This window comes from Pantoea sp. CFSAN033090, from assembly GCF_001264395.1.
GTDB classification, from domain to species: domain Bacteria; phylum Pseudomonadota; class Gammaproteobacteria; order Enterobacterales; family Enterobacteriaceae; genus Pantoea; species Pantoea agglomerans.
The window spans coordinates 151,964-165,521 of sequence record NZ_LGYX01000008.1 but is presented as its reverse complement, the minus strand read 5'-3'; the positions used below and the strand labels follow the sequence as shown (position 1 = coordinate 165,521).

Here is a 13,558-nt window from a genome sequence, read left to right as displayed (position 1 = left end):
GGAGGTTTTCATGTCAAACACCACCATGACTTTTACGTTAGGCGATCGTGAAGTTAACCGTATCGGCTACGGCGCAATGCAACTGGCCGGGCCGGGCGTGTTCGGCCCGGTAAAAGATGAAGCCCGGGCAATCCAGGTTTTGCGCGATGCTGTCGCGGCAGGCGTTAATCATATCGACACCAGCGATTTTTATGGTCCGCACGAAACCAACCAGCTGATTAAAAAGGCGCTCCATCCCTATCCGCAGGATCTCTGCATTGTCACCAAAGTGGGTGCCCGACGCGACGCCAAAGGCGGCTGGCTGGCGGCGATGGAGCCAGAGGCGCTGAAGCAGGCAGTTGAAGATAACCTGCGCAACCTGGGGCTGGATGTGATTGAAGTGGTGAACCTGCGCAGTATGTTGCATCCGGCCAGGCCCAAAGAAGGCTCTCTTAAGCCACAACTGGAGGCGCTGCTGGCGTTACAGGCACGCGGACTGATTCGCCATATTGGACTGAGTAACGTTACCGCCACGCAGATCGCAGAAGCTCAGGCGATGACGCCGATTGTCTGCGTGCAGAATATGTATAACCTGGCGCATCGACAGGATGATGAGCTGGTGGATCAGCTGGCGCAGCAGGGAATTGCGTATGTGCCGTTCTTCCCGCTGGGCGGCTTCTCTCCGTTGCAGTCGGATCAGCTTAATGAAGTGGCTGCATCCCTGAATGCCACGCCGATGCAGGTCGCACTTGCGTGGCTGCTGCGGCGATCGCCAAATATTCTGCTGATTCCAGGCACCTCTTCCCCGGAACATCTTAAAGAGAATCTTGCCAGCGACAGCCTGGAACTGTCGGATGATGTGATGGAAATGCTGAACGCTATTTAACATCAGGCCCGCACGATGCGGGCCTGATGCTGTACTGATTCAGAAACTGCTGAGGCAGGCCGCAAGTTGCGGCTTGTCGCTACAACTGATGTGGTGATCGATTCGGTTAATCATATAAGGATAAAACGGGTTAGAGGTGGCGCGCATAATTGAGTCCAGCCCGACAATCAGCACTGCACTCTCGCCGCGCAGTGACAACGTCCCAAAACTGATACCAAACTCATTCTTCTGCGCGGGCGCACTGCCATATAACCCATCCTCGGCCGGGAACGGAATCGCAACGTGCGACAGCGAGTAGAGACCCGCCGGATAGGCAATTGCCAGCGGCTGAATCCGTTCATGCATCTCTCCCACGGGAATGCTTTTTGTCACCATTTCCAGCGAGGTGGCGGAGGCATTGGTGATCACTGTGGATGAGTAATTCCGACGCGCCGCAGGCAACAGCTGATTAACCGCGGTATATGAGGAGTGGCGGAATAACGGACTGACGCTGACCGCCTGATTGATATCGAACAGCACCAGTTCGCTGCCGTTCACTGGCAGATAATTATAGAGCGAGCGGATGACCGAAGGCGTACTGACGGTGGAGTCCATCACCGACTGAAAGGTCAGCACGGGCGGGAAACCGGAGAGCTGCTGATTACGCGCATATTGCAGGATCTCTTTCTGCAGCGCTTGCGTCAGCAAATAGGTCTGCCGGGCAGCGTGAACCGGAAAAGAGTTGTATTTAAACGGATTAAACTCCGGCACAATATTCAGCCAGGCCGTTTTCGAAAAGGCAGGAAAAACAGAGGGCAACCCGGCAACACCTGCGAACCGGGCAAAACGAGTCACACCGATCATCGGCGATAACAGAATCAACTGCTGCGGACGACGCAGCGTGTGATCGCCCAGGCTGTCGAGCGCATATTTTACCGCCAGCGCCCCGCCGTTCGAGAAACCCACCAGATGCAGCGGCGTCTGCGTGCCCGCCAGCCGGGTCGCTTCCCGCACCGCCAGGCGTGTGGCGGCCATCCAGTCCTGCCAGTCAACATCGGTCAGACCCGAAGGCACCGTACCGTGACCCGGTAACCGTACCGCCACTGCCACATAACCCTGCTGACGGTAAGCCTCTGCCACATGCCGCAGACTGTAAGGACTGTCGGTCAGTCCATGTAACAGCACCACCGCACCGCGCGGCCTGCCCGTCGGTTGCAGAATATAGGAACGGTTCCAGTCCTGCGCGAAATGACTCGGATAGATCATGCTGCCGGCATAGTATCGGTTGAGTGGTGTTTTTTCTTCCGCATCCAGCCGGTCGCTGACCTGCTGCTTCATCTCGTCGAACAGTTGATTTTCGGCCTTGAGGTAGTCGGCATAGGTCGCATTATCAAGCTGTTCCACTGTCAGTTCATGCGGGACCCAGGTGTGCCAGCGATGTAACTCCGGCCCGCGCTCCGCTTCATAGATTCGAATAATCAGTAGCAGCAGTAACAATACTCCAGACACAATCGCAAGACGCCAGAGCCTGCGGGTGACGGTTTTCCACCTCCGGGTCATAAATCCTTTCCTGAAAAATTAAAATGCATAGCGAAACCACGCGAACAGCACGTTGCCATTATTGTACGTGCCCGGAATATAGGTGAACTGTACATTCAGCGCCTTATAACCGGCAGAGAACAGCGGCAGAATAATCGGTAGCGGAATATAGTTACCAAAATCTTCGCGTGCGGTGATACCGGCGGTTAATCCCGCGCCAAGACGAAAGTCCTGATTCGAACCAGGATACCAGCCCTTCTCCCAGCCATAGCCGACAATCGGCTGCCACTCATTGTGTGAGTCTTTAAAAGCCATTGCATAAAGCGCGCTCCAGTTGCCGCTGTCGCTATAGCGGGAAATGCCCAGACCGCCTCCCCAGGGATTCTCGTTATAGTTATCGGTTTTTTCTTTGTCGTACATAAAGCGGGCGTGCCAGCTGATAAATGGCAGGTAGAGATCGGTATGCTGAGGCGCGTTCCAGGTCTGCGCAACATCGTCAGTGAATCCATTCCACCAGGAGGAGATTGGTGTGTTTTCAGCATGCAATGGCGCAGCAGTCAGCAATGCGGCAAAAACTGCCGTCGTGGTTGAAATTTTCATAGTGCGTACCGGTCAGCGTGCGGAGCAGATGAAAAATGAGTATAGCGCAGAGCCTGAGGCAATCTTTGTCAGCGGTCATGCTTCGCTTAACCGGGAATTTCTTAAGACATTAGCGACAGTTCATTCAGTCAGGTTCTGGCGATTTCAGGCTGAAATCGCCAGAACCTGACTTAAAATTAATCGAGGAAAAATGACTGATTACAGTGAATGTTGTCTGATGGTACTTAGTGAGGATAAGGACGGGGAAATGCGGTGCAACGGTTAGTAAGAAGATAAGGAGGTAACAAGATAAGGCGATAAGGAGGTAAAACCGGATTCAGCCGGTGGGCTGAATCCGGTGGGAGACTCAGGAGGCTTCAGCCTCTTTTGGCTTTTCACCAAACTTCTCTTTCATGTGTGACTCAATCTCTTCCAGGCTTTTGCCCCGCGTCTCTGGCACCATCGCCATCACGAAGATCAGCGACCCGACGTTAATCGCGGCAAAGATAAAGAAGGTGGTGCTGCCGGCATATTCCATTATCGGTGGAAAACCAAAGGCGACTATCGCGTTAAAGATCCACTGTAGTGAGACAGCGCCGCCGGTTAACACGCCGCGCAACTGCATCGGGAACAGTTCCGACATCATCAGCCAGTAGACCGGCGAGATGCACATCTGCATGCAGAACAGGAACAGCAGAATACAGGCCAGGGCGAGGTAGCTCTGCATCAGGCTGGGAGCGATAAAGGTCATCACGCTGCCCAGCATAATCTGCGAAGCTACCACCAGACACAGGCCGGTAATCAGCATCGTCCGGCGCGGGAAGCGACTAACCGCCCAGATACCTACAATCGCCGCCACCACTGAGACCACGCCGTTACCGATGGTCGCGGCAATCGAGGCGCTGGTGCCAAGTCCGGTCTGTTTAAGGATGATCGGGGTGTAATACATAAAACCATTTACCCCGGTGAACTGGGCAACAAAGCCCAGACCGACGCCGATAACCATCAGGCGAATCACCCACTTCTCACGGATCAGGGTTTTCGCATCCGGCCCACGTTCCGCCGCTCTCGCCTGCTTCTTCATCTGCGCCATCTCATGGCGCACTTCACGCGGCGTTTCACGCAGATACTTCAGGATCTTTTTAGCCTCTTTCAGACGCCCTTCCGCCACCAGCCAGTGAGGTGAGGCGGGAACGAAGAACGTGCCGATAAACAGCAAAAGACCCGGTACCATGGCAATTGCCAGCATGTAGCGCCACAGGTGCTCATCATGCAGCAGATAGCTCAGCAGCGTACTGGCAACATAAGCAATGAGCTGTCCGGTAACGATCATCAGCTCATTGCGGCTGACCAGCGGCGCACGCAGGCGCGGTCCGGCAATTTCGGCGATAAACACCGGCACGGTAGAGGAACCGCCGCCGACAGCAATCCCCAGCAGGAAGCGCATTGCCACCATGACGTTGACAGAAGGCGCCAGCGCTGTTCCCAGTGAACCCAGCACAAAAATAACCGCCAGGCTGCGTAGTGTAATACGCCGGCCAAACCGGTCAGAGAAGAAACCACTCAGGAAAGAGCCTATCGCGGCACCGAACACCAGCGAAGAGGCTACCAGCCCTTCAGTGAATGAATTCAGTCCAAGTCCACCCTGATCGGGTGGTGAGGTCATGTAGGGTAACGCACCCGAGATTATCCCGGTGTCATAACCAAAAGCCAGCGCGCCCATAGTGGCAACCAGTACCACTAAAAAAATACGCTGGCGTACCGTATCCGCAGGCGCGTGATCGCCCGCTTCACCAGAGTCTGGTGTATTCGTACTCATAATATCCCTGCCATTAATTAGTTAAACATCCGTTTTATTAAATTTCATACGGAATAGAAATGGAACATATTTACCGAGTGGGTAAAGAAGTGTAGACGGTATTTAAAAGTTAGCTTTAGCAATGCGATTTTTATAACAGGGATAGTTAACCGGATAAATAAACCAGCGCAATAATGACGTCGTGAAAGTTATTTTAACATTAGGTTAACACTTTCAGTTCCTGCTGGATCCAGCTCAGGAAATGCGCGACGCGGGGAAACTGGGCAAATCCACGCGGGAAGACCAGATGATGGGCGCTGACGGGCAGACTCTCCTGTTCGGACAAGACTCTGACCAGTTTTCCACTGCGCAGATAATCCTCCGCCAGCAATTCACTTTCAAATATAAGACCGTGGCCTAACATCGCCGCCTCAAGACTCATATAAGAGCGATCAAAGCGAAATAACCACTCTTTATCTGGCTGAGGTAATTGCTGAGAAGCAAACCACTGCGGCCACTGAATAAGCGGCGACTCCGATAATATCAGCGCATGATGAATTAAATCAGCGGCCTGATTAACAGGATGTTTTTTCAGATACTCAGGCGAGGCCAGCACCGACATTCTTTCGTGGCGGATCGTTTTAATCTCGAATGAGTTCCAGTCCGGGAATCCATGGCGTATCGCAATATCAATATTGTCGCGGCTGAAAGATAAATTCTCGTAAGAGCAGGAGAGCGTGAGCTGAAACTCGGGATAGCTGTCGCGAAATTTATGGATGCGCGGCAACAGCCACAGCAGACCGAAACTGGGCGCGCAGTGGATCCTGAGGTTGCTGCGGGCTTTCTCGTTACTGATGCGTGCAGTCGCCTGCGTCAGACTCAGCAGTATCGGACCAATCTCCCTGAGGTAATGCTCACCCGACAGCGTCAGCACTACGCCCTTTGCCGAACGATTAAACAGAATACAGCCAAGTTCACGCTCCAGTTTTGCCAGCTGATGACTGGCCGCCGAAGGCGTAATACTTAATTCCTCGGCCGCACGCGCGACATTACCAAAATGGGCCACCTGCTCAAAAACCCGCAGTGATTTAATCGAAGGTAAGTGATCAGACTGCTTTTCCATCCGCCTCTCCACACTGGAATTTTGTGATGTGTGCCCATTTTTAAATCGCAGAATTGTTAACTGCATCAAACCAACAAATTCATTCAGCATCAAATGAATTTTTTTGCATTGCCAATATTAGCCGCTTTATCAATTCTGATCGTGACCCTGCCGGTAGCGATACCGAACCACAAATAATTATTTTTCTGGAGTGGACAATGTTACTCGAAAATAAAGTTGCGATTATTACAGGTGCCGCCTCTCAGCGCGGCATTGGCCGGGCCACAGCCGCCTGTTTTGCTCAGCATGGCGCGCGCGTGGTAGTGCTCGATTTAGATCGGCAGGCCGCCCAGGCCAGCGCACTGTCTTGTGGTGACGGGCATCTCGGCCTGGCCACCGATGTGACCGATCCCCTCTCTGTTCGTCGTGCCATCGACCAGGTTCTTGAGCACTTCGGCCGTATTGATGTGCTGGTCAACAATGCAGGTATTACTCAGCCGGTTAAAACACTGGAAATCGGCATCGAGGATTACAACCGTATTCTTGATGTCAATCTGCGCGGCACGCTGCTGATGTCTCAGGCGGTGATCCCCAGCATGCAGCAGCAGAAAGGCGGCAGCATCGTCTGCCTGTCCTCGGTCTCAGCACAGCGCGGCGGCGGGATTTTCGGCGGCCCGCACTACAGTGCCGCTAAAGCGGGCGTTCTGGGCCTGACTAAAGCGATGGCGCGCGAGTTTGGCCCTGACCAGATACGCATTAATGCCCTGACGCCCGGTCTGATCCAGACGGACATCACTGGTGGCCTGTTACAGGATGAACGCCGCCACGCCATTCTCGACGGAATTCCGCTCGGCCGCCTTGGGACCGCCAGTGACGTCGCCAACGCTGCGCTGTTTCTCGCCAGCGATCTCTCCGGTTATCTCACCGGCATCACGCTGGATGTAAACGGCGGCATGCTGATCCATTAAATAGCGCCCTTCCCTGCCCGCACGCCTGGCGGGCTAATCTCGGGAGTGAACACCATGACCACGCTTAATCTGAGCGCAGCCTCTGCTGCGCGCGATATCACCTATCGCAAAATTGCCTGGCGCCTGATGCCCTGGCTGATGCTCTGTTATCTCTGCGCCTATCTTGATCGCGTCAATGTGGGCTTCGCTAAATTACAGATGATGGATGATTTGTCTCTCAGCGAAACCGTGTATGGACTGGGTGCCGGGATCTTTTTTATCGGCTACTTCTTCTTTGAGGTGCCGAGTAACCTGATCCTGCACCGTGTCGGCGCACGCCGCTGGATTGCCCGCATTATGATCACATGGGGAATCATCTCAGCCCTGTTCGCCTTTGTAGAAACCGCATGGCAGTTCTACCTGCTGCGCTTTCTGCTCGGCGTCGCCGAGGCCGGTCTTGCGCCAGGTTTACTGCTCTACCTGACCTACTGGTTTCCATCACACCGTCGCGCACGTATGACCGTGCTCTGGTTTGTCGCCATTCCACTCTCAGGGATGATTGGCGGCCCGCTCTCAGGCTGGATTATGGCGACCTTTGCAGGCTTTCACGGATGGGCAGGCTGGCAGTGGATGTTTATGCTGGAAGCTATCCCCACCCTTGTTATGGGATTAGTGGTACTGCTGGTTCTGAAGGATCGTGTTGAACAGGCAGATTGGCTGGACGAAGATGAGAAACGCCGGGTGCGTGCCGATCTGGATGAGGATAATCAGCAGAAAGCCTGTCATGGCACGGTAAAAGCCTTTGTCGCCGACCGTCGTCTGTGGCTGCTGGCGCTGATCTACTTCTGTGTGGTGATGGGTCAGTACGCCCTGACGTTCTGGTTACCGACGCTGGTGAGAAACTCAGGCGTCAGTGAACCGCTGCATATTGGGCTGCTGACCAGTCTGCCTTACCTCTGCGCCATTATCTTTATGCTGCTGGCCGGGCGCAGTGGCGATCGCTATCGTGAACGCCGCTGGCATCTGATTGTTCCAATGCTGATCGGACTCACCGGACTGACGCTGGCAACTCTGCTGAGCCATAGCGTTTCCCTGTCACTGCTCTCCCTTTGTATTGCCGCTGCGGGCATTCTTTCCGCCTCATCGCTGTTCTGGATGTTGCCGACCAATCTGTTAGGTGGCGTCTCTGCCGCCGCAGGCATCGCCGCCGTGAACTGCATTGCTAATCTGGCCGGTTTTTTCTCACCGTGGCTGATAGGCACCATCACCACCGCAACCGGTACGCCCGCTTCCGGAATGTACTTTATTGCTGCCGTCCTGCTGGGTGGCGCGCTATGCGTGCTGCGCATCCGGGCAGCGGACGTTAATCGTTAATCAGGAGGTAATATGACTGACTCTCGTCACGCTTCACACGTGCTCTCATTGCAGCAACGAGCCACCAATATTCGCCGCCATGCCTTATTAATGGGGCAGATTCAGGGGCAGGGATATATCGGTCAGGCGCTGGGTGCCGCCGATTTGCTTGCTGTCAGCTATTTCCACGCCATGAATTACCGGCCGGATCAACCTGAGTGGGAAGAGCGCGATCGCTTCTATCTGTCGATTGGCCATTACGCTATCGCCCTTTACGCCGCCTTGCTGGAAGCAGGCGTGATACCTGAAGAAGAAAGGGAAACTTATGGGACTGATGAGAGCCGCTTGCCGATGTCCGGCATGGCTGCCTATACCCCAGGCATGGAAATTACCGGCGGTTCACTGGGTCATGGATTAGGTATTGCCGTGGGTGCCTGTCTTGGGCTGAAGCAGAAAGGCTCGCAGGCACGAGTCTATAACCTGCTTTCAGATGGTGAACTGAATGAAGGCTCTACCTGGGAAGCGGCAATGTCCGCCTCACACTGGCAACTTGATAACCTGATCGCCCTTATCGACGTCAATAATCAGCAGGCTGACGGCCATAGCAGTGAGATTCTCGCTTTTGAACCCATTGTGGATCGCTGGCAGGCTTTTGGCTGGTACACCCAGCGGGTTGATGGCAACGATATCTCTGCTTTGCAGGCCGCCTTTGATGCGGCTCGCAGCTGGCCCGAACCCCAGCCGCGCGTCATCATTTGCGATACCCGAATGGGCAAAGGGGTGCCGTTTCTGGAAAGTCGCGAGAAAACCCACTTTATTCGGGTCGATGCCGATGAGTGGGACAAAGCCCTGACAGCACTTGAGCAAGGAGTCTGAGATGAGTTCACAACCGCAAAAAAAACGTCTGACCACATCCGCCATGATCGCCTCGATCGCCGCTGAAGGCCAGCCCACGGTTTCAGCTCCTTTTGGACATGCCCTGGTCTCTCTGGCAGAGCAGCGCTCAGATGTGGTGGGGCTGACGGCTGATTTAAGTAAATACACCGATCTGCACCTGTTCGCAGAGGCTTTTCCGAAACGTTTTTATCAGATGGGCATGGCGGAACAGTTACTGATGAGCGCCGCAGCGGGCATGGCGCGTGAAGGCTTTATGCCTTTTGTCACCACGTATGCCGTCTTTGCTTCCCGCCGCGCTTATGATTTTATCTGCATGGCCATCGCCGAAGAGAATCTGAACGTTAAAATCGCCTGCGCACTGCCGGGCCTGACCACCGGTTATGGACCGAGTCATCAAGCGACTGATGACCTGGCAATCTTCCGTGGCATGCCGAACCTGACTATCATCGATCCCTGCGATGCACTGGAGATTAGCCAGGTGATACCGGCTATTGCTGAACATCAGGGCGCGGTCTATTTACGCCTGCTGCGCGGTAAGGTTCCGCTGGTGCTGGATAAATATGACTATCGCTATCAGCACGGTAAGGCTCAGCGCCTGCGCGGCGGTAAGCATGCCGTTATTATCAGCAGCGGATTGATGACCATGCGGGCGCTTGAAGCCGCTGAAGCGCTGGAGAAGCAGGGGATTGAGGTCGGTGTGGTTCATTCACCCATGATTAAGCCTCTGGATGAAGAGACCATCCTGCGTGAGGCGGGGGTAGCACTGCATCATAACCAGCTGGTTATCACCGCTGAAAATCATTCGATAACCGGTGGATTAGGCGAAGCTATTGCCGGCCTGTTAATGCGAAACCATGTGACACCGCGCTTTAAACAGATTGCGCTGCCGGATGCTTTCCTTGCAGCAGGCGCACTACCGACGCTGCATGACCGTTATGGCATCTCAACTGATGCCATGGTTAAGCAAATCACCGCCTGGCTTGAAGCCTGATTCATATCAAAACCGGGCCTGGCCCGGTTTTCTTCTGCATAGGTTCGGTTCTGCCGTGGAAGATCATCATTGCATTACGTTACTTCACATCGGTCTGATTACTGATTGCAGTGGTCAGCACTCTCTGCGCATCAGCAATTACGCTGTATGCTGATAACAGCCACTGATAACCCGGTTCAATGCCATACAGACGTTATTTCTCGCCATTCACTGTAAACAGCAGTGCAGTGAGCCATCGCCTTTTATCAGGTAGGCCGATAGGGGCTCTTCATCCGTAAGCTGCCGATTTCATCTGCTTTACCCAATACAGTGAATCTGATGCCATGCAACTACCTTTCCGTCATGAGCAGACTGTGACAATCTTTTCCCGCTGATCAGGTTTTAATTGAGTTCCCTGCCAAAGCTGCATCTTGTATCGCACCTCTTCAAAAAAAAATTTTATCGCGCAGAAAAAGTTATCCACTTTTTCTGTGGATAAGTGAGGGATAGTTTCTGAGTATCTTTTTTCACTCTCTGTTCAGGACTTTACTGCTCTCAAGATACGCCTCTTTTCTGATCTTATCCGTTCGCCCTCAGGCCTGAAAAGAGGAAGCATTTAACTGCAGGCATGGCGATTTCAGGCTGAAATTCTTGCATCTTTTATATTAAAAACAAACAGTTAATCACGAAATATCGCTGGCGGGCTAATGATTGGAGAAAGGCCAGGCAGAGGGTTTAGCGGAGTGTGTGAAGCCGGTACGCTGTTAATGAGGTTCAGTGGGGGTTGATTGGTCACTAATGAACCAGCCCCGGAAAATCATTACTTGCAATATTCTGACCGTCGGATGCGCGCTGGCGGCCATGAAATTTATCAACGATAGCATCAGACGAAACCCGCTATCTCTGTTTATAGTGACCTGTGCGGTTTGGAAGCGGCTTCGGTATCTGGCGAAAGAGTTCAGCGAAGTGGCGATTTCATGCAGTTTTTCAGCAAGAGAAAATAAGGTAATTTATTATATTTCAATATCTTAAGCAGGAATTCACACTTAAAAATCTGGCGATTTCAGCCTGAAATTTGGGTGTCCACCATCTCTTTTAACGACGACTCGCTACAAAAATCGAAAAAAAAGCCAGCGTCTATCGCTGGCTGATTTGAGTGCAGATACGTTAACGGTTGAGATATTTTTTCAGGGTCTCCGCAATAACTTTATCCAGCTCTTCCTGCAACTCTTTCGACTGCCGGTTAAATTCATAACTGAACATCCGTCCGCGTACCTTTTTGCGGGCGAAGCGATCTTTATCCGCAAAAGACCAGAGCGCAGTCGCCTGAGTTTTATCTTTCTCCGGTTCTTTGATCAGAGTCTGGCTGCCCTGTCGAATCAGACGCAGGATATGATTTTTAAGCTCGTCCTCGGCCAGACCTTCACGGGCACAGACCACATCAATTTCCCTTGAAATGGATTTGATCAGAGCTTCAACGCTTTGCCCGGACTCACTCAACTTGTCAGCTGCCTGTAACAACGCTTTATAGTCGGGATAGGTCAGCTCGGCGTGATTAGGAAAAAGTGAAATCAAATCTGACGGAACGCTGGCGGCTTGCAGGGCACGCGTCACTTTAGCCTGGGACAAACCCTGATTTTCAGCAATCTCCTTCTGCGACAAACCGCCATCTTTAAGTGTTAACAGACGCATCCCCACTTCGCGCAGATTGTGTTCCCGTGCCGTCTGAATATCCTGCGCCAGTCGGCGGGCTTCATCAGCCGTGATGGCCGCGTCAGTGATCAGCACGTCCAGGCCGGTTTTGCAGTAGAGCGCGGCTGCCCGACGACGTGAGCCATCCAGGATTTCGATGCGGTCATCGCGCATCACGCCGATAGCGGGAAAGAACTGCTGCAGCTTAATGGTCCGGATAATGTCGCGCAGCGAATCAGGTGTCAGGCCTGCCTGATCGCGACCGTTGGTTTCCATTGTGACAAACGTTTTGCTTTCAACGTCGCTGGCGGCAATGCGTTCAAAACGAAACAACGCGCGCTTGCCCGTTGCCAGAACGAATGTCTGGTTGTGCTGGCTGTCTGGCGTGTCATTTTCCAGTGGAGTCTGGCTGAAGGTTCTGCCAATCGTAATTCTTTTTGCGCTCATACAAACCTCAGTTCAGGCGAATAAATTCGATACGGTCGAAGACGGCTTTAGCAAAATCTTCTGCGGCGGATCGTGCATTCTTCAACGCTTCGCTGCTGCCGACGTAGGTCGAAGGATTGGCGGAGATAACCGTATCAAAGGATTCGCCACAACGTTCGAAACCATCAAGGCGGGGAAGGGCAGCATCAAGCATGTCGCCACCAAAAATCTCTTTCGCCAGGCTATGACAGAGTTTATGGTCCGCTTTATTGGAGAGCTTAGACATGAAGCCAATATTGCCCTGCAGCCGACAGGTCGCGCCGGAGTCTTCGATAATCGCAATCAGTTCCGGAAGACGTGTCAGGTATTTTAGTGTCGAGTGAAAGTCTACCTGAGCCGGTGGCACTGGAGTCATCAGAAGATCAGACGCTGCAATCGCATTCTTCAGGAAAGCATCAAGATGCGGGCCGCTATCGATAAAGATGAAGTCATAATCTTTTTTCAGTTTGGCAATAACGTTGTCATACAACACGGCGTGAACGTTCTGTTGCGGAAGATGCTCAGCACAAAGCTGATCCCAGCTTGAGGCGATAAAGGCGTCATCAATCGATGCAGGCAGCACATCCACACCCGGAATGATCGACGGAACGATAAACTCGTTGACCAGCTCATCTCGTGAGACATTCTGCAGCATTGCCTGCGCCGCAGTCGCTTCCACCAGCCCGACGGAGCGCTCGTGGTTCAGAAACATGGTTGCTGAGGACTGCGGATCAAGGTCGATAACCAGGATGCGCAAATCTTCAAAAAGCAGATGGGGATGTGCGCGCAATGCATGTGCCAGAGAGACGGTTGAAACCGTTTTAGAGACGCCGCCCTTCAGATTACCGACAAACAGGGTGTAAGCGTCACTATGGCGATCGCGATACTTCGGCACGCCACGATGATGATAGATATCGATAATATTCTGAATCGACATAGCATATTTAACGGAAGAACCGGCCGCACGTTTATCAAATTGATAACCGCTCTCTTCCATCTCATTGACTGCGTAATCCACACTGGCTCGGGTCAGTTTGGGCAACTTTGCCAGCGCCGCTTTGGCATAGACCTGATAGTAAGTATTTTCATGCAGTTCCTGCTTTTGCGCCTGAATTTGCTCGGTGAGGCTTAGCAGCATGCGTTCTGAACGCTGCGCAACCTTCATCACCTGCTTGTCATCATTAGCCATAGTTGCTCCAAACATGTAGGATTTATGACTTTATACAGAAATCCTGCACGTGAGGCAATAAATTATCTTCTCAACATAATCTCCGTTTTTATGTAACCACACGGGTTTTGGTGAGTTTCATCACATTATTTCGTCTGGCCGAATATATTTTGCAGGTTAATTGCGGTAAGCATTCACTGTAAT

Annotated in this window: 11 protein-coding genes; 5 read left to right on the top strand and 6 right to left on the bottom strand. The window is 52.8% G+C overall.

Features of this window, described 5'->3' with window-relative positions:
* Positions 1-10: 10 nt before the first annotated feature.
* Positions 11-865, top strand: coding sequence for an aldo/keto reductase family oxidoreductase (locus AFL22_RS09975; protein ID WP_052271305.1), 855 nt, complete (start codon positions 11-13; stop codon positions 863-865).
* Positions 866-904: 39 nt separating this feature from the next.
* Here AFL22_RS09975 and AFL22_RS09970 read toward each other — a convergent pair whose 3' ends face one another.
* The 4 genes from AFL22_RS09970 to AFL22_RS09955 all read right to left on the bottom strand — a co-directional run bounded on the left by AFL22_RS09970 (position 905) and on the right by AFL22_RS09955 (position 5,883).
* Positions 905-2,404: an alpha/beta fold hydrolase gene (locus AFL22_RS09970; protein WP_052271304.1), complete on the bottom strand. Its 1,500-nt coding sequence runs from the start codon at positions 2,402-2,404 to the stop codon at positions 905-907.
* Between the two features lie 18 nt (positions 2,405-2,422).
* Positions 2,423-2,983, bottom strand: coding sequence for a lipid IV(A) palmitoyltransferase PagP (gene pagP, locus AFL22_RS09965; protein WP_010246837.1), 561 nt, complete (start codon positions 2,981-2,983; stop codon positions 2,423-2,425).
* Positions 2,984-3,329: 346 nt separating this feature from the next.
* Positions 3,330-4,781: a sugar porter family MFS transporter gene (locus AFL22_RS09960; protein ID WP_022624569.1), complete on the bottom strand. Its 1,452-nt coding sequence runs from the start codon at positions 4,779-4,781 to the stop codon at positions 3,330-3,332.
* Between the two features lie 199 nt (positions 4,782-4,980).
* Positions 4,981-5,883, bottom strand: a complete 903-nt coding sequence (locus AFL22_RS09955; RefSeq protein ID WP_010246833.1) for a LysR substrate-binding domain-containing protein — start codon at positions 5,881-5,883, stop codon at positions 4,981-4,983.
* A gap of 197 nt (positions 5,884-6,080) precedes the next feature.
* On the opposite strand from AFL22_RS09955, the gene AFL22_RS09950 reads away from it, so the two are divergent.
* The 4 genes from AFL22_RS09950 to AFL22_RS09935 are packed head-to-tail and all read left to right on the top strand — an operon-like array spanning position 6,081 to position 10,050.
* A complete protein-coding gene (locus AFL22_RS09950; RefSeq protein WP_052271303.1) occupies positions 6,081-6,830 on the top strand; it encodes an SDR family NAD(P)-dependent oxidoreductase in 750 nt (249 codons plus the stop codon).
* A gap of 54 nt (positions 6,831-6,884) precedes the next feature.
* On the top strand, positions 6,885-8,183 hold the full coding sequence (locus AFL22_RS09945) for an MFS transporter (protein ID WP_010246829.1): 1,299 nt from the start codon (positions 6,885-6,887) through the stop codon (positions 8,181-8,183).
* Between the two features lie 12 nt (positions 8,184-8,195).
* Positions 8,196-9,038, top strand: a complete 843-nt coding sequence (locus AFL22_RS09940; protein ID WP_033779973.1) for a transketolase — start codon at positions 8,196-8,198, stop codon at positions 9,036-9,038.
* Between the two features lies 1 nt (position 9,039).
* Entirely contained in the window at positions 9,040-10,050 is a 1,011-nt protein-coding gene (locus AFL22_RS09935; RefSeq protein WP_052271302.1) for a transketolase family protein, read from the top strand.
* Between the two features lie 1,146 nt (positions 10,051-11,196).
* Here the strand turns inward: AFL22_RS09935 and AFL22_RS09930 are convergent.
* Both AFL22_RS09930 and AFL22_RS09925 read right to left on the bottom strand, forming a co-directional pair.
* A complete protein-coding gene (locus AFL22_RS09930; protein WP_010246824.1) occupies positions 11,197-12,168 on the bottom strand; it encodes a ParB family protein in 972 nt (323 codons plus the stop codon).
* 7 nt (positions 12,169-12,175) lie between these two features.
* A complete protein-coding gene (locus AFL22_RS09925) occupies positions 12,176-13,375 on the bottom strand; it encodes an AAA family ATPase (protein WP_010246822.1) in 1,200 nt (399 codons plus the stop codon).
* Between the last annotated feature and the right edge of the window lie 183 nt (positions 13,376-13,558).